At 60.5% G+C, this 26,208-nt stretch carries 18 protein-coding genes and 1 pseudogene; 11 read left to right on the forward strand and 8 right to left on the reverse strand.

Going from position 1 to position 26,208, the window contains the following annotated elements; translation table 11 throughout:
- Positions 1-166: 166 nt before the first annotated feature.
- Together ABH944_RS10085 and ABH944_RS10090 are read right to left on the reverse strand one after the other, a co-directional pair.
- A complete protein-coding gene (locus tag ABH944_RS10085) occupies positions 167-406 on the reverse strand; it encodes a hypothetical protein (protein WP_404606651.1) in 240 nt (79 codons plus the stop codon).
- Positions 407-974: 568 nt separating this feature from the next.
- Complete coding sequence (locus ABH944_RS10090; RefSeq protein WP_404606653.1) at positions 975-2,216, reverse strand: cyclic di-GMP phosphodiesterase; 1,242 nt, start codon at positions 2,214-2,216, stop codon at positions 975-977.
- Between the two features lie 626 nt (positions 2,217-2,842).
- On the opposite strand from ABH944_RS10090, the gene ABH944_RS10095 reads away from it, so the two are divergent.
- Positions 2,843-3,397: a lysozyme inhibitor LprI family protein gene (locus tag ABH944_RS10095; RefSeq protein WP_404606654.1), complete on the forward strand. Its 555-nt coding sequence runs from the start codon at positions 2,843-2,845 to the stop codon at positions 3,395-3,397.
- 131 nt (positions 3,398-3,528) lie between these two features.
- On the opposite strand, the gene ABH944_RS10100 is transcribed toward ABH944_RS10095, so the two are convergent.
- Positions 3,529-4,011, reverse strand: a complete 483-nt coding sequence (locus ABH944_RS10100) for a hypothetical protein (RefSeq protein WP_404606655.1) — start codon at positions 4,009-4,011, stop codon at positions 3,529-3,531.
- Between the two features lie 425 nt (positions 4,012-4,436).
- On the opposite strand from ABH944_RS10100, the gene ABH944_RS10105 reads away from it, so the two are divergent.
- The 3 genes from ABH944_RS10105 (at position 4,437) to ABH944_RS10115 (ending at position 8,106) form a co-directional block, all read left to right on the forward strand.
- Positions 4,437-5,813, forward strand: a complete 1,377-nt coding sequence (locus ABH944_RS10105) for an NfeD family protein (protein ID WP_404606948.1) — start codon at positions 4,437-4,439, stop codon at positions 5,811-5,813.
- Positions 5,813-6,592: a slipin family protein gene (locus tag ABH944_RS10110; protein ID WP_404606949.1), complete on the forward strand. Its 780-nt coding sequence runs from the start codon at positions 5,813-5,815 to the stop codon at positions 6,590-6,592. The genes ABH944_RS10105 and ABH944_RS10110 overlap by 1 nt, the downstream gene beginning before the upstream one ends.
- 188 nt (positions 6,593-6,780) lie before the next feature.
- The gene (locus ABH944_RS10115) at positions 6,781-8,106 is read left to right on the forward strand and encodes a chloride channel protein (protein ID WP_404606657.1); all 1,326 of its coding nucleotides are present in this window, start codon (positions 6,781-6,783) and stop codon (positions 8,104-8,106) included.
- 278 nt (positions 8,107-8,384) lie between these two features.
- Here ABH944_RS10115 and ABH944_RS10120 read toward each other — a convergent pair whose 3' ends face one another.
- Complete coding sequence (locus tag ABH944_RS10120; RefSeq protein ID WP_404606658.1) at positions 8,385-9,746, reverse strand: MFS transporter; 1,362 nt, start codon at positions 9,744-9,746, stop codon at positions 8,385-8,387.
- A gap of 285 nt (positions 9,747-10,031) precedes the next feature.
- Between ABH944_RS10120 and ABH944_RS10125 the strand changes: the two genes are divergently transcribed.
- Positions 10,032-10,268: a hypothetical protein gene (locus tag ABH944_RS10125; protein WP_404606659.1), complete on the forward strand. Its 237-nt coding sequence runs from the start codon at positions 10,032-10,034 to the stop codon at positions 10,266-10,268.
- Positions 10,269-11,167: 899 nt separating this feature from the next.
- On the forward strand, positions 11,168-12,373 hold the full coding sequence (locus ABH944_RS10130) for a multidrug effflux MFS transporter (protein ID WP_404606660.1): 1,206 nt from the start codon (positions 11,168-11,170) through the stop codon (positions 12,371-12,373).
- Between the two features lie 75 nt (positions 12,374-12,448).
- On the opposite strand, the gene ABH944_RS10135 is transcribed toward ABH944_RS10130, so the two are convergent.
- The gene (locus ABH944_RS10135; protein ID WP_404606661.1) at positions 12,449-12,862 is read right to left on the reverse strand and encodes a hypothetical protein; all 414 of its coding nucleotides are present in this window, start codon (positions 12,860-12,862) and stop codon (positions 12,449-12,451) included.
- A 752-nt stretch (positions 12,863-13,614) separates the two neighbouring features.
- Here ABH944_RS10135 and glpK point away from each other — a divergent pair.
- Positions 13,615-15,114, forward strand: coding sequence for a glycerol kinase GlpK (gene glpK, locus ABH944_RS10140; RefSeq protein ID WP_404606663.1), 1,500 nt, complete (start codon positions 13,615-13,617; stop codon positions 15,112-15,114).
- Between the two features lie 125 nt (positions 15,115-15,239).
- Positions 15,240-16,100 (forward strand): MIP/aquaporin family protein, encoded by an 861-nt coding sequence (locus ABH944_RS10145; RefSeq protein ID WP_404606665.1) that lies wholly within the window; start codon positions 15,240-15,242, stop codon positions 16,098-16,100.
- A 300-nt stretch (positions 16,101-16,400) separates the two neighbouring features.
- Here ABH944_RS10145 and ABH944_RS10150 read toward each other — a convergent pair whose 3' ends face one another.
- A complete protein-coding gene (locus tag ABH944_RS10150) occupies positions 16,401-16,706 on the reverse strand; it encodes a DUF4148 domain-containing protein (protein WP_472975130.1) in 306 nt (101 codons plus the stop codon).
- Positions 16,707-16,982: 276 nt separating this feature from the next.
- Here ABH944_RS10150 and ABH944_RS10155 point away from each other — a divergent pair.
- From ABH944_RS10155 to ABH944_RS10165, 3 genes and pseudogenes are all read left to right on the forward strand, one after another.
- Positions 16,983-20,176: pseudogene (locus ABH944_RS10155) on the forward strand (efflux RND transporter permease subunit).
- Between the two features lie 23 nt (positions 20,177-20,199).
- Positions 20,200-21,405, forward strand: coding sequence for an efflux RND transporter periplasmic adaptor subunit (locus ABH944_RS10160; protein ID WP_404606666.1), 1,206 nt, complete (start codon positions 20,200-20,202; stop codon positions 21,403-21,405).
- An 11-nt stretch (positions 21,406-21,416) separates the two neighbouring features.
- A complete protein-coding gene (locus ABH944_RS10165; protein ID WP_404606667.1) occupies positions 21,417-22,859 on the forward strand; it encodes an efflux transporter outer membrane subunit in 1,443 nt (480 codons plus the stop codon).
- A 328-nt stretch (positions 22,860-23,187) separates the two neighbouring features.
- On the opposite strand, the gene ABH944_RS10170 is transcribed toward ABH944_RS10165, so the two are convergent.
- Positions 23,188-23,895: an MgtC/SapB family protein gene (locus ABH944_RS10170; protein WP_404606668.1), complete on the reverse strand. Its 708-nt coding sequence runs from the start codon at positions 23,893-23,895 to the stop codon at positions 23,188-23,190.
- Between the two features lie 661 nt (positions 23,896-24,556).
- Positions 24,557-26,035 (reverse strand): aminotransferase-like domain-containing protein, encoded by a 1,479-nt coding sequence (locus ABH944_RS10175; protein WP_404606669.1) that lies wholly within the window; start codon positions 26,033-26,035, stop codon positions 24,557-24,559.
- Positions 26,036-26,208: the final 173 nt, after the last annotated feature.

Raw genomic sequence — 26,208 nt, forward strand, 5'->3', positions numbered from 1 at the left:
TTTCACCCGACATGACGTCGATCCAGACAGGACCTTCTTCGGCCTGGTGGCTATAGACAAGTGCGCGTACGCGAGGCCCCGCTACTCTCAGGAAGCGCAGCACGTCGCTACGACGCTGCTTGCCGCGATAAGGAACACGACGGATCCTTTGATCGCACTCCATCAGCTATACAACGTCGTTGCGTTTGAGAAGCCGATCGATCAGCGTGTCGCTCACTTCTTGCGAGCGCCCGCCCAATGCCGTTCGCTGCGCGACAGGTAAAACGCCGTCAGCCGGTTCAGGCAACGAGAGGAAGAGCGTGACATCCTTCAACTCCCGGCTGCCATGCAGAACGGCGTAGCGCGCGCTGGCCGCATTCCGGCGAACCATGTCGCGAACGCTTGCGCGCTTCGTATTGCGAGTCATTTGCACCCGACCGCACATACGATGGCCGAGACACCCGCCACTGCACCAACGATTCCGCCAAGCGCAAACGTTTCCACCGAATTGGCGCAGGCTTGAAGATTAAGTATGCAAAAGAGCATCGCGATGTAAAGGCAGCGCCGCAAGATTTTTCTCCCTCGAACGTCGTGGCTGCGGTTTGGACTGGCTGAGATTCCGCGGTGCCTGACGTGGCTTCCCGTAGTAGACCTGATATGTGATTGAAGGAGCCGATACAGCGCAACTCCATGCACGCGTAGAGAGATTAGAGCGCTTTGAGGACGAGCATTTGGGCAATTACGGGCGGTAGATGCCATCTGCTTACCAGACATTACCTTACCGGAAATGCGAACGCGACGAGGCCGCCGGCGCTCGTTTCGCGCCCGGCACGTGTCAGATATCGGGTGTGTTTCAACGCCGGAGAGGCATGAAGTTTTGGCTGTGCAGAGTCACGCTGAAATTGCCGCGACTCACTAGTGTGCTTGAGTAACCCGCGACAGTCCGCGACCACGCACGAGGACCATGCAAGGGCTCACGACTCGCCCTGCGTTGCTTACACGAAGGGGCCGGTCTGATTTAACCAAAGGTCGTTTAGTTGCGGCAGGTTCCACTGCCTGGGGTCTTCAATAGCGACTATCCGGTCCGCGCCTTTCAGTTTCTTCAGGTCTACTATGGCCGGAAAAACAGGTTGATTCGACTTGCATGAGAAGAACGTCTTGACGATCGGCGTCAGAATGGAGCCGTTGCCCTGGTCGATCACCACGGCAAGGAAGCCGGATTCCAGCCTGACCAGCGCACCCACAGGATAGATGCCGATCATATTGATGAATGCGGCGAGAATGGCCTTGTCGAACTGCCCATCCCACGACGCCATGCTGCGAAGCGCGTGGGTAGGATGCCAGGATGATTTATAGGGCCGCTCGGATGTAACGGCGTCGTACACGTCACAGACCGCGCCCATCCGGGCAAGCAGAGGAATGGCCTTGTCCTTGAGTCCATGCGGATACCCGCCGCCATTGACCTTTTCGTGGTGGTGCAGCGCGACCTCCAGCACCCCGGCACTGACATCGGCGGACTGCAGCATTTGCCAGCCGTCGAACGAGTGTTTCTTGGCGACCTCGAACTCCTCCACACTCAATTTCCCGGGCTTGTTAAGCACGGCGAGCGGCATCAGCGCCTTGCCGACGTCGTGCAACAACCCGGCCGTACCGGCCTCCAGGACGCCCTGCTCGTCAAGACCGAGTTCGCGTGCGAGTGCGGACATCAGCGCGCACACGGCGACGGAATGCATATACGTATAGCCATCGTGGTGCTTGAGGCGCGCCACGCTCGTCAACGCGTACGGGTTGCGCATGACCGATGCCGCAATGCTCTGGACCAGCGGCATCATGCTTTCTCCCGACACCGCCCTTCCCATGCGGGCTTGCTGAAACACCACCTTCATTTCATTGGACGCCGACTCGAACAGACGCCTCGCGTGCCCGATTTCCTCGCTGACCGGTCTTCTCGGCAGTTGTGTCCGTGTTGTGACGAGCAGATGACCGCCGTCGGTCTGCGAAGCGGTGCTGCCTGAATCGAACAAGCCGTTCGACTCGACCGGGGAATCGTCAGCGCACCCCAGGCCTCTGTCCGTATCGATCACAATCGATGCAATTCCGCTGGCGACGATCTTTTCGATATCGATAGCGGTGAGCAAAAACGAATTCTTCCAGAACGGGTGATCGAGCCAGCGCCGATCCAGACTGTGCAGGAACATGCCAGGACGCAATGATGCTGCTGCGACCGTTTTCAACATAAGCCAACTCCGATGAGCCATGTTTTGGAACCAGCGTGGGGAGAAGCGACGCTACCGTCAGCTTCGGCCCACACTCACGCGCTCCACCAATGCACTGATCAGATCCTTTGATTTCTTTCACCGGCAGCTTGTTTGCCCGGGCAAACGGTTGCGACCGTGAGGTTCAATCCGGGGCATTGGCCTTGAGCGCCGTACCCTTGATGATAATGACACTCTGCGCGCCCCGCTTCATGCTCAGGATCCCCGTTGCATTGTCAGCGCAGAGGCTTGCCGCACATGCCTGATACCGCCAAACCTGTCTTTCGGCACGAATGATCGCGCGCAACAGCATGTGAGCATTGGAGAATGACCGCAATATTTCCCGGACTCCTTACCTGAGCTTACAGCCCGTTCAATATAGGGGGCGAGCCTTCATTCCTTTAGCCGTAGCGTACTTGCGTGCTAGCGTAACTCAGGCAGCTTGAAAAAAAACCACATTGATCAGTTGTTTGCGCACTCTTTGGACAGCAGCGCGGTCAATCCGGAATATTTGGTAAGCACTGACCGAACCCCAGTTCTTTTCTTTGCATTCCAGACATCGAATCCAGCCGAGTATGGGTGAAAGATCCATTCTTACAGCGATAACGATGACCCTCTTCAAGACCACCCTGATCTCCCTGATTCTAATGAGCGGTCCGCTCGCAGCCCACGCCACCAGCTTCAATTGCAACATTGGCCGCTCAGCGACTGAACAGATGATCTGCCACGACCCGGATTTATCGAAGCTCGACGACGAACTCGGAAAGCTCTATTGGAAAGCGCGCCGCGCGGTGCCGGACGAACGTTCATTCCGTGCCGACAGCGACGCCAAATGGATGTGGCGCGAAACCCATTGCGCGGACCAGGCGTGCCTCACAACGTGGTATTCCGGCCGCATCGGAGAGCTTCAGCAACTGATCGATGACCTGCAACCCATCTCCAGGCCCTCGCCCGTTCGCACTGCCCCTGAGCGTACGTTGCAGGAGCCCGCGATTGCGATAGGTCAATGCACCGTTGCGCAGCCGGGCATGGTTTCGCTTGATAACTGCAGGTCGCTGATCAAATCCAATATGCACTGGAAATACGACGTGCATGGAGGCGACTGGTTCTGCGGAGTCGCCGTGCTGGATGCATCGAAACTGCCTGCGGTCACGCTGCAATGAGCGGCCGGGCTTCCGTCCGGCCTTGACCCGGCGGCGGCCAATGGGCCGCCCGGACGCTGCGTGTCAGCCGGGCTTGTTATGTAAAAATTTCAATAATCGCAGGGGTCGATCCCGTCAATCCAGGCCTCGGCCTAGCGCCGCTGGGCTCCCCAGAACCCGTGCATGCCACCGCCAGATCGCGAAGGTCCGCCATGAAAACCGGACCCCATCGGCGCGCCGACGTGCACATGGCTCATTTGATGAAAATGGTCGGCGTGGAAATGGTGATGGAAGCGATCGACGAAGATAAAGCTCACACCCGCGCCAATGAAAAGCGGCGGCCCCCAATACCATTGATCCGGATACGGGTAGTACCCGACCGGGTACACAAGAACGCTGTCGTCAGGGCTCTCGACAATCTGCCACGTCCCATCACTCTGCAGGCATGCCCGTTCCACGACTTGCTGCGTCGAGCCATCAATATCGGCCTGTCCCAATACGGCGCGGCAAGGGGTTCCGGAGTCAACGTCCGCACCAACGGGGTCGTCGTAAGCTTGTGCAAACGCGGGAGCCGCAAAACTCATCACGGCGAGCACTATTCCCAACCGAATTCCCAACTGAAGTAACTGGCGCATCATCGTCTCCTGCGCGAACGCCAAGCGCATCCGTGCCAACAGGCAAGGCCGCGCGCGCTCGCGCCGCTTAGGGCGTACTACATGGATTAAACGATTGAAGCCCTGAAAATATTCCGGCGCCGCGCGCAACGAGCCGCAAGCGGGCGGCGGTAAACGAAGCGTTTGCGGGGGTCTAACACCGCTAACGGACTGGCGCGGCTTTATCGTGGAAATCCTTAGAGCGGCCGAACTTGGTATGCGCTTGATTTGGCATAAGCTTAATGTCAGGCAACCCTCGTTGAGCCGGCGTCATCCTGTTCGCCGACGCCGCTCCTATCGTGATGGAACGCTATCCGTCCCGCTTGTTTCACCCGGATGCCGTGCACGCGCTTTCCGGCACAGCGAGCCTCCTGTTGCGCAAAGCTGTCTCCTTTTTCGCAGGGCTGATGCTCTGCGGCGCGGCAGCAGCCACCCCTGTCGTCGTGGTCATTCCGCTTGACGGTGCAGTCGGTCCGGCCAGCGCCGACTTCGTCGTTCGCGCGCTTACCCGTGCGGCTGAGCAACGCGCTCAACTGGCCGTGCTCGAGATCGACACGCCCGGCGGACTCGACCAGTCGATGCGCTCGATCATCAAGGCCATTCTCGCTTCGCCCGTTCCCGTCGCAGCGTTCATTGCTCCGGGAGGCGCACGAGCGGCCAGCGCGGGCACGTATATCGTCTATGCAAGCCATATTGCGGCCATGGCGCCCGGCACCAACCTGGGTGCCGCCACACCCATTCGTATTGGCGCGGGCGGCGCCACGGAGCCTGAGCCAGGCCCGGCGAAGACAGACCAGGGCGCATCAGCGGCCGCCGGCTTGAACCCGGGATCGACCGAGACCACCAAGCAAGTGCAGGACGCAGCGGCCTACATACGCGGCCTCGCGCAACTGCGTGGCCGCAACGTGCAGTGGGCGGAACGCGCCGTGCGTGAAGCGGTCAGCCTGTCGGCCAGCGAAGCGCTCGCACAGAACGTGATCGACCTGAACGCGTCCGACGTGCCCGACCTGCTCGCGAAACTGAACGGCCGGCATGTGCACACGATCGCGGGCGATCGTGTGCTCGCTACGTCCGGCTCTGTCGTGGTGACGATCGCCCCCGACTGGCGCAGCCGCTTTCTCGCGACCATCACCGACCCAAGCGTCGCACTCATTCTCATCACGCTCGGCATGTACGGACTGTTCTTCGAGTTCGCGAATCCCGGCCTCGCATTGCCCGGTGTTGCCGGCGCGATCAGCCTGATGCTGGGCCTGTTTGCATTGCAACTGCTGCCCGTCGACTATGCCGGACTGGGGTTGGTCCTTCTCGGCATCGCCTTTCTCGTCGCGGAGATTTTCTTGCCCACGTTCGGCACGCTCGGCTTCGGCGGCATTGTCGCTTTTGCTATGGGCGCGCTCATGCTGTTTCGTACCGATACCCCCGGCTACGGCATTCCGGTACCGCTGGTGATCGGCCTGACCCTCGCCACCGCGCTGTTCGTGTTCGTCGTCTCGAGCATCGCGTTGCGGGCACGCCGGCGGCCGGTCGTGAGCGGCTCGGAAGCGTTGCTTGGCAGCATTGGCGAGATGCTGGAGGACGTGGCGCCAAGCGACAGCGGCTGGGCTCGCGTGCATGGTGAGCGGTGGCGTGTGCGCTGCCAGGAAGATCACGCAGACCGCCCCGACCACGCGGACCACGCAGCCCCTGCACTGCTCGCACGCGGGGAGCGGGTGCGAGTGCTTGGGCGTCACGGGCTCACGCTGAGCGTGGCGCGGCTGGACGACGTAAAACAAGGAGAAAAATGATGGTCGGATTCACGTTTGGTTTTAGCGGCGTCTTGCTGGCGCTGGTCATCCTCATCCTGTTCTCGGCAATACGGATCTTTCGCGAATACGAGCGCGGCGTGGTCTTCATGCTTGGCCGCTTCTGGAAGGTCAAGGGGCCAGGTCTTGTCCTCATCATTCCGGCGGTGCAGCAAGTGGTGAGAATGGACCTGCGCACCGTGGTCTTCGACGTCCCGCCGCAAGACGTGATCACTCGCGACAACGTGTCCGTGAAGGTGAACGCGGTGGTCTACTTTCGCGTGGTCGATCCTGAGAAGGCCGTTATCCAGGTGGCCCGTTTCTTCGAAGCAACCAGCCAGTTGTCACAGACAACCCTGCGCGCGATTCTCGGCAAGCATGAGCTCGATGAACTGCTGGCGGAGCGCGAACGCCTGAACATGGACATTCAAAAGGTGCTCGATGCGCAGACCGATGCATGGGGCATCAAGGTGTCGAATGTCGAGATCAAGGACGTCGACCTGAACGAAACCATGGTGCGCGCGATTGCCCGCCAGGCCGAAGCCGAGCGCGAGCGGCGCGCGAAGATCATTCATGCAGAGGGCGAACTGCAGGCATCGGAAAAGCTGCTGCAGGCGGCGCAAATGCTTGCGCAAGCGCCGCAAGCCATGCAACTGCGCTATCTGCAAACACTGACGACCATAGCGGGCGACAAGAACTCGACCATCGTTTTCCCGATGCCCATCGATCTGATCAGTTCGCTGCTTGAACGGCTAAAGGGCTCTGCGCAAAGCGGATCGTAGCCCTTGGACAAATCACGGGAATCATGCGCCAAGCACATTAATTAAAAAAATAAATGAATTTGACGCCTGATTCCTCGAGCGGTAGATTCGGGTTCACGCTAATTGCGGTTTTTAACTATGCTTGTCCGGTGAGCGCAAGGATGCTCAGCCGGATGCCCCTTTCATTTTCATCTCACTGACATTCGTCGATGCTCGCTCAATCACCCCGCCCGCGCGTTCCCGGCAGCCCACTCATCAGATTCGCGGTGGTCACCGTTCTTACCGGGATCGGCGCCGGCTTGGGCGGCATGACGCTGGCCTTGCTCCTGCATTTTCTTCAGCATGTCGCGTACGGCTACAGCATCACGCATCTGGTCGGAAACGAGAGTTTCTATGAGGGTGTCGAGGCTGCATCGGCTGGCCGCCGGATCGCCGTGCTGGGGCTCTGCGGTCTCATTGCAGGCTGCGGCTGGTTCGTCATCTATCGTTATGGGCGGCCACTGGTCAGCATCAAGAAAGCGGTTGCATCCGACGACCCGCGCATGCCTCCCGTCACCACGACCGCGCATGCGGTGCTCCAGATCATTACCGTCGCGCTTGGCTCGCCGCTCGGCCGCGAAGTCGCGCCTCGCGAGATCGGCTCGCTGCTTGCAGGGTGGCTGGCGCATTACGCCGGGCTCACCGTCGAGCAAACCCGCCTGATGGTGGCCTGTGGCGCAGGCGCCGGTCTTGCCGCCGTGTACAACGTTCCGTTTGGCGGAGCGATCTTTGTACTCGAAGTATTGCTGCGGTCGTTCGAGATGCGCGTCGTGATTCCCGCGCTGGTCACCTCGGTCATCGCGGCCGTGGTCGCGTGGCTTGGCCTTGGCGATGAATCGCAATACGTCGTGCCGCACTTCGGGCTGAGCGCAAACCTCGTGACATGGTCCATTGTCACGGGTCCTCTGTTCGGCATGGCCGCGTTCGCGTTTGTCCAGTTGACGACAAAGGCCCGCGCGGCAGCACCGAAAGGATGGGCCCTGCCGCTTCTCTCGCTCGTCAACTTCCTGATCATCGGCTTGCTTGCGGTGTGGTTTCCGCAAATCCTCGGCAACGGCAGGACACCTGCGCAACTGGGCTTCAGCAATGAGTTGACCATTGGCCTTGCAGCAACGCTGTTGGTCATCAAGGTGGCCATCACCACCAGCAGCCTGCGCGCGGGCGCCCAGGGCGGCTTGCTTACCCCCGGCATGTCTAACGGCGCGCTGCTGGCCATTGTGCTGGGCGGCACCTGGACGTTGATGTGGCCGGGTACGCCCATGGGTGCTTTCGCCGTTGTCGGAGCCACGGCCTTTCTCGCTTCATCGATGAAAATGCCGATCACCGCGCTCGTCCTCATGGTCGAATTCACGCGCGTCGATCACGATTTCCTCGTGCCCATGTTGTGCGCGGTGGCCGGATCAATTGCGATCAACCGCTTGCTTGAAGTCCGGATGCAAGCCAGCGCGCGAGCTTCCAGGCCTGGCGCCGAGATCAAGGGCGCCGCCATATCGTGAGGCTGGGGGGCTTGATCTGCAGCGGTCCACGAACGCGCAGGATCGTTGTTTAAAGCTGTTCCCGATTCATACCAATGCTTAAGCACGTTCCCGCTCAAGGCGTCCGCAACAATTGAGTAAGGAATCGAGATATGGGGAAAGACCTGTTTCGGACGGAACCGCTTATGCTTGGTTACGTCGTCACCGGGTCCCCCTTCTCCCTGGTGGCGACGCTCCGGAAGCTTTAACCCGCGCCTTCGAGAGGGGCGCGGGTTTTTTTTTGCGTGTCGTTCGCGCGACTAGTGCGAAACCGTTCCTATGTCGCTAATCTTGGCGTTTGCGGATCGCGGTTGAACGGCCTGCTTGATCAGCAACGCAATGCAGGCGATCACGCCGGGCACCGCCACTACAGCGAAGATGTTTTCGAAACTGAAGTGCTGCCGGGTCAGTTCAGCGACCAGGAACGAACCTGCGATGCCACCAAACCGTCCGATGCCGAGCATCCATGCAACGCCGGTGCCGCGCCCCTGCGTCGGATAGAACGCAGCCGCCAGTGCGGGCATGGATGACTGCGCCGTGTTCATCAGCACACCCGCCGCAAAGACGACGACGATCAGCAAGCTGATATTGCCGACCGCGTGACTAATGCAATACACGCTGATAGCGGCCAATGCATAGCATGCGCCAATGATGCGGTTCGGATTGAAGCGGTCCATCAACACGCCGCACAGTACCGCGCCCACACCGCCAAGCGGGAACAGCGCGGAAATCAGCGTGGCGCGCTGCGCACTCAGACCCGCCTCTTTAAGCAGGATCGGCATCCAGTTGATCGATGCATAGAAGATAACCAGTCCCATGAAATAGGTCAGCCAAAGCATCACCGACCCGACGATGTACTCGCGTGACAGCACTAGCCGGATCCCGCTTTTCCCCGGCACGGCCTGAGCCTGTTCCGTCATCACGAACGAAGTCGCGTCGACGGCGCTCCGGCCAATGCGGCTGAGCGTTGCGCGAATCTTGTCGACCGGATGCGCATGAGCGACCCGGTAACGCACCGACTCCGGAAGCGCGATGAGCAGCAAGACCGCCAGCAGCAGCGGAGTCGTGCCGCCGAGAACCAGAACGCTGCGCCATCCGAAAGCGGGAATCATCCACGCCGCGAGAAAACCGCCGAACGCGGCTCCGAGCGGGAAGCCGCAGAACATCAGGTTGATCAGGGTTGCGCGTCGGCGATCAGGGCAGAACTCGCTCATGATCGTCACCGCATTCGGCATGGCTGCGCCCAGTCCGAGACCGGTGATGAAGCGCAGTATCGTCAGGTGCGTGAGGTCTCCGGAGAAAGCGGAAACCAGGCAGGCAACACCGAAGATCACAACCGATGCAATCAGAAGAACGCGCCGTCCCAGGCGGTCGGAAAGCGGACCGGCGAGGAGCGCACCGAACGCCAGCCCGAACAACGCGGCGCTAAGCACCGGAGCAAGTGCAGGCCGGCTGATATTCCACTCGGTGATCAGCGACGGGGCGATGAACCCGATAGCGGCTGTGTCGAATCCGTCCAGCAGGACGATGACAAAACACATTGCGAAAATCAGCCATTGAAACCCGCCGAACGGGTGTTCATTGATGAAGGTCTGAACGTCGACTGACGAACTCCTGCGCATGTCTCTTCCTTTTTTTGTTACGTTGTCTCGGAGCATGCCGGACGACGCGGGGTTGCTGACTGCTTGAACGCTTACTACAAACGATAACCGGCACTGACGAGGATTGGGTGAACGGCAAGGCCGTCGGACACGCTGCAGGTCTGCCGAGCCGCACTCAGTTTAGTCCGGTGCATCCGAGCCTGAAAGTTCGCACTAACGCTGAAAACACCCCTGCTTGAGGAGCGGCGCGGTCCTTGCCGCTTGCTCCGCGTTCCCTCTTCTATTCCCGCTTGGAACGCATGACGGATGCCTGCCATCAAACCGGTCTGGTTTTGTCCGGCAGCAGGCGTAGTGCCCCCGCCCGAGCTAAGGGAGTATCGCGCCTGCGAGCTGTTGCTCAGATACGAACCCTGCAAATACACCGCCGTGGCCCTGGAGAGCGAATACGTGCCGTGCAGCGTGCCCATGGTGGCGCGGGTATCCTGCTCAGCGTTGGTGGTACGGAAGACCTCGCCGTCGAGCGTGAACGCCAGGGTGATCTGATAGGCCGCGCGAGATAGAACAGGTTCGAATGCACGTTAGGCGTGGCAGGCGTTGCGGTATCGACATGCCTGCCTACCCAACCGCCACCGATCTTCACGCCGAAAACATTCGCCCATCCGTTCAATTGCATGCGCGTGCCTTTATCCGCACCGCTGGTCAGCGGGAACGGTGCGGCACCGTCGAAGGAGTTGGCGGGGATACTAGTGGCGGTGTGTTGGCGTCGCCTATGCGGGGCAACCCCTAAACACAGGCGCGTTTGTCCGGCCGGTCGGCTTTGAGCCGCGTGGCATAACGCTTCTCAAGCACTATCCGGGATTTATATAGTGCGTATCGCCACGTGAGGGTTCTGTTGAAGCGCGGACAGTGAGGTCCGGCGGGAAGCTGCGAAGAAGGACGCTTGACGATAGCGCCAGGCGCCATGTTTCCCGGACGGGACCGGAAGGTGACGTTATGTCTGTTGTGGACCTTGCGGTCGTCACCCGCGCTGCCGCATGGCCCCTGGTCATCTGAGCGCGTCGGCGTGGATTTCACTATAGTGCACACAATGAACGGCGGATTCGGGGTTTGCGTCCGCTTGACGCCGGGATTTTCGAACCCGCGCCCTGATGCGCCTTCGTCTGCGACAGCCGCTGTATCCGCCAACGCGCCGCCTGGCTCCCTTGCCAGTGCAGAAGCCTCACGCTGCAACGGGCGTCCTGACGGATGTCGAAATAGTCAGCGCGGGCAATGTCGATTTATCAGGGCGCCGTTCGTCATGCAGGTAGGACCGCAATCCGGCAATGCGCCTTTGGGTGCGCCGCATCACGCCCCCATTTTTATTCGCGCGTAATACCGCACGGCGCACACATGACCCGGCAGGTTTCGACTACCATGCCGCCACTCTTTATTACCGGTAAATGATGACACGACGCTTTCTTCAACTTGCCATTGTGCTGGGCCTGATCACCGCGGTGGGCCCATTCGCCATCGACATGTACCTGCCCGCGCTGCCTTCCATAGGAGGGGCGCTGCACGCCACTCCGGCCGAGGTGCAGATGAGCCTCATGGTGTTTTTCATCACGCTCGGGGTCTGCCAGCTCGTATACGGGCCGCTCTCGGATATCTTCGGCCGCAAGATGCCGATCTACGTCGGCCTCGCGATTTTCACGATCGGCAGCGTGGGCTGCGCCTTCGCGCCGGACGTGCATGTACTGATCGGTTTTCGTGTGCTCCAGGCGTTGGGTGCGTGCGCCGGCATGGTCGTTCCGCGCGCCATCGTGCGTGACCTTTACACCGGTCACGACGCCACCCGCCTCATGTCGCTGCTTATGCTCGTTGTGAGCGTGTCTCCGCTCCTGGCGCCGCTGACCGGCAGCTTCATCATTGCGGCGTTCGGCTGGCGCGGCGTCTTCTGGGCGCTGACCGTGGCGGGCGGACTTGCGCTCGTGCTTGCGGCTACGCAGTTGAAGGAGACGCGGGAAGTCCATCACCGCGCCGGCAGCTCGTGGGCAAGTGCGTTCGCGGGATATCGAAAATTACTTAGTGATCCGATGTTCCTTGGGCTCACGTTTGTCGGTGCATTCGGCGTCTCGTCGTTTTTTATCTATCTGGCAAGCGCCTCGTTCGTGATCATCAACCACTATGGCTTGTCGCCCACCCTGTTCAGCTTGTGCTTCGCGCTTAACGCGGCGGCGTTTTTCGGCTTCAGCCAGTTGACTGCCCGCCTCACTGCCAGGTACGGCCTGCCGCGCGTCATTCGCGTGGCGGTTACAGGCTTCGCGATTGCAATGAGCATCGTAGCCGTGCTGTTTCTGGCGGGCGCCGACAGCCTCGCGCTGATGATGGTCTTCCTGTTTATCGGCTATGGCTTCCTGGGGCTGGTATTACCGACTGCCGCAGTGTTGTCGCTTGAAAGTCATGGGGCAATTGCGGGTACGGCTTCGGCGCTGATGGGTGCATTGCAGTTTGTAATCGGCGCTGCGGTGATGGCCGTGTCCGGTCTCTTCGCCGATGGTGCACCCAAGCCGATGATGGTCGCAATCGCACTCTCCGCGTTGCTGGCGTTTGCCATCGCCCGCCTCACGCTGCGCACCGAAAACGTGCAACTGCCTGCGGCCGCAGAGTAACGAACCCGCATGGGATCGAGGGGCAAATGCATTGCGCAGGCCCTCATGCCACCTTCACGGTGCGGTGCCCTGACGTCAAGGGGCCTTGCAAAGAATCGCCGTCATCACTGGCGTGACTTCGTGAACAATAGCGTCGCTGCCTATTTGATGCAGGCGGTCCCTGACGTCGTCGGACGCGCCTGTCACCACTACGCCGTAGGCCCAGTCCGCAACGGGATCTCCCTTGCCCGGCTTGAAGAGCGGATCATCCTTCTCATAGCCGAGCACCACAAAGACCGGGAAATCGAACGCCGTCAGCTTCACGCCATGGGCGGGCCGGAACGCGTTGATTGAATTCTTCTCGACGTGCATGGGCTTCTGCTGTATCTCACCGCTCTGCATCAGCGAGCTGATAAACACATGACCCGTCGATTTGCAATTGAGCTGCTCTTCTACCGCGCTTGCATGTGCAGACGTCGACAAACACCCGAAGGACGCAAGCGCGACCACGGCGACAACTCGAATAAGCTTACTGACCTGCCTGGGGACCCGCATGGTTGGCCTCTGTTTTTTCGATGTTGCATCAGCCGCGACGAACTTCCTGGTCGCGGAGTTTTACTCTACCTGCACCGGCAAATTGTTGCCGGATTGCCAGATGTCCCTGAGCCCCTTCAAACAATCGCCGTCGGCACGTCCAAACCTCCGCTTGCAGAGTCACCCCCATTGCGGACGTTATTGCCAGATGTGTCCGTTCTCTTTCGAACTTTCAAAGATTCTTACCGGCCCTGTTTCGAGGTTTTCCACTAACTCCGAAGCGAGGCCCGCACACACGGCTACCGTCAAAAATGTGCCTTTACATTTTCGATTTTGTTCACTAGCATTCGAATTCGAACATTATCAGTTCGATAGATTTTCTTAATTGACATGAGTGAATGACGTGAATCAAGGCGCAATAGCTGATCTCTCACCAATGATGCGGGTATTCAGCCACGCCGGCATGATGTGCGTTTCTCGCGGGTCCACCATGCCAGTGTTCTTTTGCGAACAAGGCGAGTTCGATGAACCACGCCTTCATCCCGCCCTTTTGGCGGCCTTTACCCGAACTGCATCAAACGGTTAGCCGGATTTAACGCCGCAATCAAAACGTAATTTTCGCAGAAGCACCGTCTCACCGAAGCCGCAGTCAAAACAAGAAGTCAGCAACGCCGCGAGGCATCATGCAAGAAGCGGCGATCCATTTAAAAACCAGTGGAGAAGACACAATGCAGGAGCAATATATCCTCGCGCTCGACCAGGGCACGACGAGTTCACGCGCAATGGTGTTCGATCGCCAAGGTAACGTAGTGTCGGTGGCACAGAAGGAATTTGGCCAGATCTATCCTCAGCCGGGCTGGGTCGAGCACGACCCGCAGGAAATCTGGTCGACCCAGGCCGGCGTCGCTGCCGAAGCCGTCACCCGCGCAGGGTTGAACGGCGCGTCGATCGCCGCCATCGGCATTACCAACCAGCGCGAAACCACCATTGTGTGGGACCGCGAAACCGGTCAGCCGATCTATAACGCCATTGTCTGGCAAGACCGCCGTACCGCCGACTTCTGCGACCAGTTGAAGGCGCAGGGGCTGGAAGAAAAGGTTCGCGCCAAGACGGGCCTGCCTATCGACTCCTACTTTTCCGCGACCAAGATCCGCTGGATCCTCGACAACGTGGAAGGGGCGCGCGAGAAAGCCAAACAAGGACGCCTTGCGTTCGGTACGGTCGATAGCTGGCTGGTGTGGAACTTCACGAAGCACGGCCTGCATATCACCGACGTCACCAACGCGTCGCGCACCATGCTCTTCAATATCCACACCCTCAAATGGGACGACGAACTGCTCGACGCGCTCGACATTCCGCGCAGCATGCTGCCTGAAGTGCGTGCTTCGTCGGAGGTGTACGGCCCGACCAAGACCACGGTCTTCGCCTCCAAGATTCCGCTTGCCGGCATTGCAGGCGACCAGCATGCCGCCCTCTTCGGCCAGATGTGCACGAAGTCCGGCATGGTGAAAAACACCTACGGCACCGGTTGTTTCCTTGTGATGAACACGGGCGACAAGCCGATCGAATCGAGCAACAACCTGGTCACCACCATTGCATGGCAGATCGGGGACCAGGTCAACTATGCGCTGGAAGGCAGCATCTTCATTGGCGGCGCTGTCGTTCAATGGATCCGCGACGGGCTTGGCATCATCAAGAGTGCGAATGAAATTGAAGCGCTTGCACGCAGCGTGCCGCATAGCGATGGCGTGTATATGGTGCCCGCCTTTGCTGGCCTGGGCGCACCGCACTGGAATGCACGTGCGCGCGGCACGCTGTTCGGCGTGACACGTGGCACGACCTCCGCTCATATTGCGCGGGCGGCGCTGGAGAGCATCGCTTTTCAATCAATCGATGTACTGAAGGCCATGGAAGCCGACTCCGGCATCCGCATTGGCGAATTGCGCGTGGACGGCGGTGCGGTCGCCAACAACCTGTTGATGCAATTCCAGGCCGACATGCTGGGCGTGGACGTGGTGCGTCCGCAGATCAGCGAAACCACTGCATTGGGCGCGGCGTATCTGGCCGGGCTGGCAGTCGGTTACTGGAAAGACGTGAATGAACTGCAGAGCCAATGGAAGCTGGACCGTCGTTTCTCGCCGGATATTGCGGCCGACGAGGTCAAGCGCCAGATGCACGGCTGGCAACGTGCGGTGAATGCCGCCAAAGCGTGGGCCGACGCCACCTGAGCTCTGCCTGAGCTCTACCGGAGTGCCACCTGAACATCAGGTTGAACCTGAGTTCAGCGTGCACCTCGGTCGCGTCTGTTCGGGTGCCTTCTGCCGTCGCTCAGTTCCTCTTTTAAGGATTCCTAATGTCATCAACTATTGCAAAACCTGCTGGCAGGCAATTTGTCGGCGAACTCATCTCCGAGGCTATCGCCGTTCTTATCATCATTGCGTTTGGAGATTCGGTGGCGTGCATGTACGTGCTGTACGATCCCAGCCCGTATGTGAACGCTTACTGGGGTGTCTGCATGTCGTGGGGCCTGGCCGTGACGCTGGCCATCTATGTCACAGGCTCCATTTCGGGCACTCATGCCAACCCCGCGGTGACACTGGCCCTTGCGCTATTCCGCGGTTTCTCGTGGAAGAAAGTGTTGCCCTACTGGGCAGCGCAGCTCATTGGCGGCATATTGGGCGCCGTCATTGTTTATGCGCTGTTCGGGCCGGTGATCGACCATTACAACGCGATTCATCACCTGTCGCGGGCCGACGGCGGCGCAGCGGGCGTGTTCTTTACGCATCCGGGCCTGGCCATCACCCCGATGCACGCGTTCTCCGATGAAGTCATCCTGACCGCGTTCCTTCTGTTCGGGATTTTCGCGATTACCGAGCAATTCAACGAAATGGCACCCCAGGCAAACGCGGGTGCGCTAATGATCGGGTTCCTGGTGGCAATACTTGGGTCATCAATGGGTTACCTGGAAGCCTGGGCAATGAATCCGGCTCGTGATCTCGGCCCGCGTCTGTTTGCGTATTTTGCAGGCTGGGATTCATCCGCGCTGCCTTCGCCGGACAACTACTGGTGGATTCCGGTGGCGGCCCCGTTGATAGGCGGCGTGATTGGCGGCGGCGCTTACCAACTGCTGATCCACCCCTTCCTGCCGGCGCGCGTGCGTGCATTGCAAGCGGAAGCCAATGGCGAGGTTTGCGAGCAAGGCCAGCGCACCTGATGCGTTGTTGACAGGCTAAGCTGGAGCCAGGTTTGTGCAGCCGCTAAGCGCCGGACGTTGATTGGTCCGGTACTTAGCGGTTCAGTACTGTCACTCGGTACCGTCATCTGCGCCGTTGTTTCTGTCGGCGGCCGCGACTTCTTTCATTCGCAGCAATGCCCGCTAAGTGGCACCATCCGATCCGGTTAAAAATCCGGAAAATCACCCCTCAGGCAGACCACGGCTAACCAGGCCGCCCGCGAAAATACTGCGGCATCGCATGAACCGCGCTCGCTGGCGCACTCTGCACCACCGTCCGAACTACTGACCAGCCGGGGCCACCGTGGTTCCGCTTGTCGACGGCTGCGACATTGACGTTCCGTTGTCCGTGACTCCGCCGTAACCGGTGGCGGCAGTGTCTCCGGCATGCACGCGTGCTTCAGCAGCCTGAATATCATTCGGATAGTAAGCGTCCTGCGCACTTGGGCGCCATCCCGCGTTCTCGAGCTGGACGAGATCAGCTCGCACCTGGGCACGCGTGACGGGCTCATTCGTGGATTGTTGGGCGAACGACATGGCGGGTGCAGCCAGGACAAGCGCAAGTGTTGTGCAGATCAGTGCTTTCATGATGAGTCGCCTCTTTAAAAAGTGGCTTCACTCTCAATGAATGAAGCCGATGCTTCACCGTCCGGTAAGCAACGGTAAGCGACTTCATTTTGCGCGGCATGTCCTGACTCAAAGCTGACGCCAAGATGACAAGATCGTCATGTTGCGGATCCCGGCATTTGAAGATAACAGCTTTGTAACCTTGCGGTCAGAACCGGGTAAAGGCCGGTTCGTCACACTGGCCGCACGTTACGAAGTCTCCGCCTTTCACGCGCTGCTTATCTTCCGGGAATACCCATGTGGATTGTCAGACTGGCCCTACGCAGGCCCTATACCTTCATTGTGCTCGCGATCCTGCTGTTCCTGATCGGACCGCTCGCCATCATGCGTACGCCTACGGATATTTTTCCGAATATCAATATTCCGGTGGTCAGCATTGTCTGGTCGTATAACGGGTTCTCCGCGGAAGACATGGCGAACCGGATCACGTCGAACTATGAACGTGCACTGACTTCGGATGTTGACGACATCGAACATATTGAATCGCAGTCGCTGAACGGCGTCTCGGTCATCAAGATCTTCTTTCATCCCGGCGCGGACATCAACCGCGCCATCGCCGAAGCCGGCTCGAATTCCGAGTCCATTCTGCGCGTGCTGCCGCCGGGCACATTGCCGCCGAACATCATTACTTACAACGCGTCGACCGTCCCTATCCTGCAACTGGGGCTGTCGAGCAATACGCTGCCTGAGCAAACACTCTATGACCTGGGCAACAGCTTTATTCGCACGCAGCTTGCCACGGTGCAAGGCGCTGCCGTCCCGCTCCCCTTCGGCGGCAAGATCCGCCAGATCATGGTCGACATCGATCCCCGCGCGCTGCAGGCCAAAGGCTTGTCGCCAAGCGACGTGGTCAATGCCGTCAATGCGCAGAACCTGATCCTGCCGGGCGGCACGGCCAAGATCGGAGCACGCGAATACAACGTGCAGATGAACGGCAGCACCGACAGCGTCGCGGCGCTCAACAACCTGCCGATCAAGACCGTCAAAGGTGGCGTGGTGTATGTCCGGGACGTCGCGCAGGTGCGTGACGGGTATGCGCCGCAGACCAATATCGTGCGCAGCGACGGCAAGCGCGCCGCGCTGCTTACGGTGGAAAAGACCGGCAGCACGTCGACGCTGACAATCATCGGGCAGATCAAATCCATGCTGCCGAAGATCGCGGCAGGACTGCCGAAAGCGCTGCACATCACGCCGCTTTCCGATCAGTCGGTATTCGTGAAGTCGGCGGTGACCGGCGTCGTGCGGGAAGCGCTGATCGCGGCATGCCTGACTGCGCTGATGATCCTGCTGTTCCTCGGCAGTTGGCGCGCAACCCTGATCATTGCGGTCACCATTCCGCTCTCGGTGCTGACCTCGCTGATCGCGTTGTCCGCGCTCGGGCAAACCATCAACATCATGACCCTCGGAGGGCTGGCGCTGGCGGTCGGGATCCTGGTCGACGATGCAACGGTTGCTATCGAAAACATCACGCACCATCTGGAACGGGGCGAGCCGCTGCACGACGCCATTCTCAACGGATCGGGCGAGATCGCGGTCCCGACCTTCGTTTCAACACTCTCCATCTGCATTGTGTTCGTGCCGATGTTCCTGCTCTCAGGGGTGGCCCGCTATCTATTCGTACCCTTGGCCGAAGCGGTTGTGTTTGCGATGTGCGCGTCCTATTTCTTCTCGCGCACGCTGATTCCGACCCTCGCCATGTACCTGATGAAAATGCCTTCGAAAGACGGCAGCCCCGCACGCGGACCGTTCGCTTTCCTGATACGGTTCCAGGCCGGCTTCGAACGCCGTTTCGAAAGACTGCGCCACGGCTACAAGGCGGCGCTTGGCCGCGCCATTGAAAACCGCCGCCGGTTCCTGCTGGTGTTCATGCTGCTTTGCGTGGGGTCGCTCGCGCTCGTGCCCTTCACAGGCCGCGACTTTTTCCCGGCTGTCGACACCGGTGAAATCCGCCTGCACATGCGTGCCCCCACCGGGACCCGGATCGAGCAGACCGCGCGTCTCGCGGACGAAGTCGAAGCGAAGATCCGCACCGTCATTCCGAAGTCGGACGAGGGCGCGTTGCTCGACAACATCGGCGTGCCGGTGAGCGGCATCAACCTGACCTATGACTCGTCGGCGCCGGTCGGATCGGCTGACGCGGACATCATGATCACGTTGAAGAAGGGACACGCACCCACGGCGGACTACGTGGCGAAATTGCGCAACGTATTGACCGCGTCGTTCCCCGGCACCACCTTCGCGTTCCTCCCGGCGGATATCGTCAGCCAGATCCTGAACTTCGGCCTCCCCGCGCCAATCGACATCCAGATCGTCGGCAACAAGCTCGACCAGAACCGCGTGGTGGCGAACAACTTGCTGGCAAAACTGAGGACCGTGCGTGGTCTGGTCGATGCCCGCATTCAACAGCCCGGCGACGAGCCCGCGATCAACGTCAACGTGGACCGGACCAAGGCGATGCAAGCCGGCCTCACGCAGCGCGATGTCGCGCAGAACCTGCTGATCGCGCTGTCGGGCAGCTCGCAAACCACGCCGAACTTCTGGCTCGATCCGAAAAACGGCGTGAGTTATCCATTGATGACTGAAGTGCCGCAATACGACATTCATTCGCTGCAGACGCTGGCGAACGTGCCGCTGACGAAGGACTCGACCTCACCGTCGCCGCAAAACCTGCTTGGTTCATTGGGCACGATGTCACGCGGCACGCAGCAAGCCGTGGTCTCGCACTACAACGTACAGCCCGTGCTCGATATCTTCGCTTCAGCACAAGGGCGCGACCTGGGCGGCGTGGCGTCAGACGTGACCCGGCTCGTGGACCAGGCGCAGGCACAGCCGCCCGCCGGCTCGTCGATCGTCATCCGCGGCCAGGTTCAGTCGATGAACGAATCGTTCAGCGGCCTGGGACTGGGACTCGTATTCGCCATCGCGCTGGTCTACCTGCTGATGGTCGTGAACTTCCAGTCGTGGATCGACCCGTTGATCATCATCAGCGGCTTGCCCGCGTCGCTGGCGGGTATCGCGTGGATGCTGTTCGCCACGCACACCACGCTCAGTGTTCCCGCGCTCACGGGCACGATCCTGTGCATCGGTATTGCAACGGCCAACAGCATTCTTGTCATCAACACAGCGCGCGAGATGCTGCAAGGCGGCGCGGCGCCGCTGACTGCGGCGCTTGAAGCCGGCTTCAAGCGCTTCCGGCCCGTGCTGATGACTGCGCTCGCCATGCTGATCGGCATGTTGCCCATGGCGCTCGGCCTGGGCGACGGCGGCGAACAGAATGCGCCGCTTGGGCGTGCCGTGATCGGCGGCCTGGCGATAGGCACGGTCTCCACCCTTCTTTTCGTCCCGGTCGTATTCGGCATGGTCCACGCGCGTGGATCGAAAGGCGCCGCTTGCAGAAAGCGGCGCACCAGGCCACTCCGTCCGTTCAGTGACTGCCTTTAAACGAGCCCAGACCATGAACCATCACAACGACATGCACGAACTGCCGCCGCTCGCTGGCGAGACCACCACCAAGCCTTCCACACGACGGCGCTTCATGATGCCGCTGGCATTCGGCGCTATCGCGGCGGCATTGCTTGTGATTGGCATTGTTCCGAGACTGCAGGCCAGCACCGCGCTGACCTCGCAAGCCGCCGCGCAGCATGCGCTCAGTGTCTCGGTCATCAAGCCGCGCAGCGCCCCTGCGGTCCAGGAACTCCTGCTGCCCGGCTCGGTGATGCCCTACGCCGATGCATCGATCTACGCCCGCACCAGCGGTTACCTCGAACACTGGTACGCCGACATTGGCGCCCGGGTGAAGGCAGGGCAAACGCTGGCCATCATCCAGACACCTGAACTCGATGCGCAGCTTCGCCAGGCTCGCGCCGACGCGGCAACGGCGCAAGCCAACTTCGACTACGCCCGAGTCAGCGCACAACGCTGGCAGGACATGCTGAAGACGCAGTCGGTCTCGCAACAGGACACCGACACGAAGGTCAGCGACATGGAGGCGAAACGCGCCATGCTGCAGTCCGCGCAGGCCAATGTGCAACGCCTGTCCGAGCTTGTGTCGTACGAGAAGGTGAGCGCGCCCTTCGACGGCGTGGTGACCGCTCGCAACGTGGACGTGGGTGCGCTGGTCACGGCGGGCGGCTCGCCGGGGCTGGCTCCCATGCCCGGTGAACTCTTTCATGTGGAGCAGACGGACACGTTGCGAGTGTTCGTCGATGTGCCGCAAAACGATGCGCCCTACGTCACGCCGGGCACCGAGGTCTATCTGAGCGTGCAGCAATATCCCGGCAGGCGTTTCGCCGCGAAAGTCGCCCGCAGTGCCGGCGCGATCGATCCGGTCAGCCGCACGATGCACGTGGAAGTCGATGTCGACAATCACGACGGCGCGCTGCTGCCCGGCGCCTACGCGCAGGTACATCTGGAACTGCAGAATGCCAGCCCGGCACTCGACCTGCCGGTGAGCGCGCTCCTGTTCAGACCCAATGGCGTGACCGTCGCGGTCGTCGACAGTGCGGGTAAAACCGCCCTCAAGACCGTGACCGTCGGACGTGATTTCGGCACCCACATGGAAATCACGACCGGGCTCACGGCCACCGACCGTGTGATCGACAATCCGGGCGACGCCATCAGCCCTGGCGAGCCGGTGCAGATCGCTTCGTCCGCTTCCTGAGGATCGCGTCCATGCTTACGTCACCCTCCGCCCTCGCCCGCAAGACCCTGGTCGCCTGCCTGACCGTCGCGCTCGGCGCTTGCTCCACCATGCCGGCTTACCAGAAGCCGGCCGTCTCCGTTCCGGCGCACTATGCCGGTGCCGCGGGTTGGGCGCTCGCAGCACCTGCCGATACCCAGCCACGCGGCCCATGGTGGACCGTCTTCGGCGACCCGGCGTTGAACGCGCTCGAAAGCCGTATTGACGTATCGAACCAGACGGTGAAGAAAGCAGTCGCGCAATTGCAGCAGGCACGCGCGCTCGTCGACTATCAGCGCGCTGGCTTCTTCCCGACCGTGACCGCGGGCACGTCCGTGAGCCGGTTCCGTACCTCGCAGAACGTGGAAGGCCATTCGCTTGCGGGCAAGACCGTACCGGACTATTCGGCGGGCCTGAGCGCTTCGTGGGAGCCCAACCTGTTTGGCCGTGTGAAAGACGCAACCGTCAACGCGCAGGCGAATGCGGCTGCAAGCGAGGCAGATTTTGAAGCGGTGCGCCTCTCGATGACAAGCGACCTGGCTGTCGATTACTTCGACCTGCGTTCGCTCGATACACAGAAGAGACTCCTCGACGACACCGTCAATGCCTATGCCGATGCATTGCGCATCCTGGAGCAGCAACTGAAGAATGGCGCAATCGACGCCTCGGCGGTCGCGTTGGCCTCTACCCAACTGGAAAGTACGCGGACACAGGACACGGACATCGATGTCCAGCGTGCGCAGCTTCAGCACGCGATCGCTACGTTGATCGGCGAGCCCGCATCGACGTTCTCCATTGCGGCCAAACCGCAATCCTTCGTTGTGCCATCTATCCCTCCCAGCTTGCCCTCGCAGCTTCTCGAACGCCGGCCTGATATTGCCGCTGCCGAACGACGCGTGTTTGCAGCCAATGCGCAGATAGGCGAGGCGCACGCCGCATTCTTTCCCGATCTCGCCCTGTCGGCAAGCGCCGGGCTCGAAAGCACGTTTTTTGCGCCGTGGCTGACCGCCCCCAGCCTCTTCTGGTCCATCGGTCCGCAACTGGTGGGCACGTTGTTCGACGGTGGCCGGCGAGATGCCACGCTGACGAGCGCGCACTCTCAATACGACGGGGCGGTCGCCGACTACAGGCAGACGGTGCTCGTCGCGTTTCAACAGGTCGAGGACAATCTCTCGGCGCTACAGTCGCTGCAGAGCGAGGCCGCCTGCCAGCAACGTGCAACGTCCGCTGCCGGGCTTGCGTTGACACTGACGACCAACCGGTTTCGGGCGGGTGCAGTGAGCTATCTGGATGTAGTGACCGCGCAGACCATTGCGTTAACCAACGAGCGTACCGCCGACCAGATCGATGCACGCAGGCTCGATGCAAGCGTGTTGTTATTGAAGGCGCTTGGCGGTGGATGGCAGGGGCTCGCATCCGGCCAAGCGTCAGGATGAACGCCTGCACCGCGAGAGCTTATCGCCTGGATTTATCACCTGTGGAATGGGCGTGATCATCGTGCTCTTGCGATTGGCGCCGGGAATACTTCAGCGTGTCGAATATTCCCCAGAGAGCAATCGCAAGCCCAGCTCCGAACCCGCAAGCCAACAACACATAGGTACTCATTTACGACCTTTGAATGGGTGAAGCGACGCCTGCCTACCGTGTCAGCACAGGTTCGCAGAAGCATCGCTGTCCCGGATACTACCGATGCATCCTTTCAAAACCCATGCCATACCCCAGGCGTGCCGGCACGCGGTCATGCCGACAGGCTGTGACGCGTTGTCAGTCGGGCACGGGCACGGTATCGAGCGCTGCCCAGCTAACGCTTGATACGCCCTTGTCCATGCTGAGCCGGCTCGCAACGGCCTCAACCTTTGACTGATATTTCGGATGCGTTTCGAGCGTTGCGATCACTTCCACACGCCCCGGGTCGCCGTCGAGGTCCGTGCTGCTCAGTCCCTGGAACGACAGCGGCGCCGACACCATCGAGTTGGTGATCATCGCCCGAATGTTGACCTCGTCCTCCGCTCGGCAGACTACCTTCAGCACGTATTTGCGCACGAGGTCGGCGGAAGAGACCGGCGTGGTATTGATCGTGCGCCCTATCTCGCGCAGCACGGTGTTGGTGAAGAGAATCACCAGGGTTCCCGCGATGGCGGGCCCATAGTGCGACGCCCCGCAAAGAACGCCAACGGCCGCGGAGCACCACAGAGTGGCAGCCGTATTGATACCCTGGATTGCGCCCTGCTCGCGCATGATGACGCCGCCACCCAGGAAGCCCACACCGGACACCACGTACGACGCGATCTGCGTCACGGTCGTGGTTCCGTTCCCGGTCATGGCGCCAAGGATCACAAACAAGCAGGCGCCGCTGGTCACCAGCGTAATGGTGCGCAGGCCAGCCGTTCGCTGCCGCAACTGCCTCTCCAGACCGATGGCAATGCCGCACGCTAAAGCCGCGATCATTGGAAGAATGTACTCATGGATCATAAAGCGATTCTTTGAATTGTCGTGTTCGCATGCATTGCCTGACCAAGACCGCTCAGGCACTCTCAATGGCCGCACCGGCGCAATGCCGGCGCGGCCCACCGTATTGTCTGCGTGTGACAGTCCTATGACAGTCAGGCAAACTCTCCTGTCGGACGGGTGCTGGATTCGGCATGACTTATACGTGAATCATGCCGCCCCCGTTCCTCGACAGGGACAGGCGCCAGGCAAAAGCAGCCGCGAGTATGGGCTCGCGGCAAGGCTCCATTCAGACGCGCGCTAACGCTGCGGCCGATTGGCGCTAAGGGATGCACGGGAAAAATACTGCGACACGCACCGTCTGCCTGATGGCAAGACGGCGGCTGAGAATTCAAGCGCGGAGTCCTGCCGGTCAGGCAGCTAAATAATCCAGAGGTCGACGACTACAAGTGTCCAAGGCATTAGCCCGATTTATGACAATGAGCGAATTTTAGGCAGCGGCTAATTCACAAGTCAACTGTATTCTCCGGACAGCAAAGAAATAGCGAACGGCTGTTGTATGCCTCTTTACGCTTGCTCGCCGGTAAAACACATCACGCGCGACACATAAGCTCGTGACTTGAATTATGAAAGCCCGGAGAAAGACTCTTGCGATGCCGGGCTTAAAGAAGCGCCGCTATTTTGATCACGCGCCAATGTCGCTAGCGAGCCTTCCAAGCCGCTGCAATGCATCGTCCACGGCTTGATCGAATGGCTGCGGACAGCTCAAACGAATGAACGAAGCGAAGCGCCGGGAATTGGAGAAAATAGTCCCGGGCGCAATGCGAATGCCTTGTGTCAGCGCCTCTTCGAACAGCCGGCTCGAATCCGTACCGGCCGGCAGCTCCACCCAAAGCACTACGCCGCCCACCGGCACGCTAAGCCGCGTGCCGGTGGGGAAATAACGCGCGATCGCATTGGCGGTAGCTTCCCGTTGCGTCCGCAATCGCTCCCGCAACTGGAAGAGATGCCGGTCGTACACACCTGACCCGATGAATTCCGCGGCAACGAGCTGAGACAAACTTTCGTTGTTCCGGCTCTGCGCATACTTGGGCATCTTGACGCGCTCGTGCCATCGCCCCGACGACATCCACCCTAGCCTCAAACCAGGCGCCAGCACCTTATTGAACGACGCGCAATGAATCACGCCGCCGTCGCGGTCCCATGCTTTCAGAGGTTTGTTCTGACCAGCGTCATCAAGCAGTTCCCTGTACGGCTCGTCCTCGATCACCGCAACCTTGTGCCGGGCGCAAAGCCGGACGAGGCCGGCCTTACGTTCATTGGGCATGACGCTGCCCAGTGGATTCTGCAGATGCGGCACGACCACCACGGCCTTGATGTTCCCGTAGGCGAGCAGCGCCATTTCAAGCGCTTCGAGCGACATGCCGGTTGTCGGGCTGGTGGAAATCTCCAGCGCGCGCAAACCCAGACTCTCGATAATCTGCAATAAACCAAAGAACGCCGGGGATTCGATCGCGACCGTATCGCCTGCCCGGGTCACCGCGCGCAGCGCCAGGTTCACCGCCTCCACACCCCCGGTCGTGGCGGTCACCTCATCGGGCGAAAGCGTCATGCCCGCCGAAAGAGCCCGTTTTGCAATCGCTTGCCGAAGCACGGCCCCGACTGTTTCCCCTCCGACGTCCGTGAGCAGCGTCGGCTGGTGCCGCAGGATCTTTATTGTCAGTGCTTGTAGCCGTGCGGTCGGGTAAAGCGATGCCGCGGCCGTTGCGCCCGCCAGGTTCAGCGCCTCCGGAAACCGTTGGGCTTGCGCAATCACTTTCGAAATGGCTTCGTGCAGGCCGACGAACTGCGCTTCCATTGGAGCAGAAGGGTTTTCCGGTTCATCGACACTGGGTAAAGCCGGTACCGTCCGCCGGCGAACGAAATATCCGGAACGTGGTTTAGCTTGCAGCCAGCCCGCATCTTCGAGTCGCCGGAAGACTTGCAGCGCCGTCGAGAGGCTGACCTGATGCCGAAGCATCATGGCCCGGACAGACGGCATGCGATCACCCGGCACGAGCGTACCCGAGGCAATCACCCGGCGGTAGTGCTCGGCAAGGCGTTCATATAACGGCTCGCCCGCCATGGGCAGGTCGCGCGGCGGCATTTCAAAAGACATGGTCATTGTCCAGATGCTGCGGGTAACACGTCGCTCGCGCCAGACACAGACGCCGGGAATCTGGACGGAAACAGATGGGTAATAACGGCTCTGTTGCGCAACAGATTGTACAGCGCTGAATCTGTCGCCAAGCGAGGCAGCTCACTAAGCTTGAGCTGTGCTTAAGAGGGCCGGCGCAC

Origin of the sequence: Caballeronia udeis (assembly GCF_044909315.1) — a bacterium.
GTDB lineage: Bacteria > Pseudomonadota > Gammaproteobacteria > Burkholderiales > Burkholderiaceae > Caballeronia > Caballeronia udeis_A.

Coding starts and splice junctions, on each gene's coding strand:
- ABH944_RS10085 (WP_404606651.1), bottom strand. CDS start 406: ATGACTCGCAATACGAAGCGCGCAAGCGTTCGCGACATGGTTCGCCGG.
- ABH944_RS10090 (WP_404606653.1), bottom strand. CDS start 2,216: ATGTTGAAAACGGTCGCAGCAGCATCATTGCGTCCTGGCATGTTCCTG.
- ABH944_RS10095 (WP_404606654.1), top strand. CDS start 2,843: ATGACCCTCTTCAAGACCACCCTGATCTCCCTGATTCTAATGAGCGGT.
- ABH944_RS10100 (WP_404606655.1), bottom strand. CDS start 4,011: ATGCGCCAGTTACTTCAGTTGGGAATTCGGTTGGGAATAGTGCTCGCC.
- ABH944_RS10105 (WP_404606948.1), top strand. CDS start 4,437: ATGCTCTGCGGCGCGGCAGCAGCCACCCCTGTCGTCGTGGTCATTCCG.
- ABH944_RS10110 (WP_404606949.1), top strand. CDS start 5,813: ATGGTCGGATTCACGTTTGGTTTTAGCGGCGTCTTGCTGGCGCTGGTC.
- ABH944_RS10115 (WP_404606657.1), top strand. CDS start 6,781: ATGCTCGCTCAATCACCCCGCCCGCGCGTTCCCGGCAGCCCACTCATC.
- ABH944_RS10120 (WP_404606658.1), bottom strand. CDS start 9,746: ATGCGCAGGAGTTCGTCAGTCGACGTTCAGACCTTCATCAATGAACAC.
- ABH944_RS10125 (WP_404606659.1), top strand. CDS start 10,032: ATGCCTGCCATCAAACCGGTCTGGTTTTGTCCGGCAGCAGGCGTAGTG.
- ABH944_RS10130 (WP_404606660.1), top strand. CDS start 11,168: ATGACACGACGCTTTCTTCAACTTGCCATTGTGCTGGGCCTGATCACC.
- glpK (WP_404606663.1), top strand. CDS start 13,615: ATGCAGGAGCAATATATCCTCGCGCTCGACCAGGGCACGACGAGTTCA.
- ABH944_RS10145 (WP_404606665.1), top strand. CDS start 15,240: ATGTCATCAACTATTGCAAAACCTGCTGGCAGGCAATTTGTCGGCGAA.
- ABH944_RS10150 (WP_472975130.1), bottom strand. CDS start 16,706: ATGAAAGCACTGATCTGCACAACACTTGCGCTTGTCCTGGCTGCACCC.
- ABH944_RS10160 (WP_404606666.1), top strand. CDS start 20,200: ATGAACCATCACAACGACATGCACGAACTGCCGCCGCTCGCTGGCGAG.
- ABH944_RS10165 (WP_404606667.1), top strand. CDS start 21,417: ATGCTTACGTCACCCTCCGCCCTCGCCCGCAAGACCCTGGTCGCCTGC.
- ABH944_RS10170 (WP_404606668.1), bottom strand. CDS start 23,895: ATGATCCATGAGTACATTCTTCCAATGATCGCGGCTTTAGCGTGCGGC.
- ABH944_RS10175 (WP_404606669.1), bottom strand. CDS start 26,035: ATGACCATGTCTTTTGAAATGCCGCCGCGCGACCTGCCCATGGCGGGC.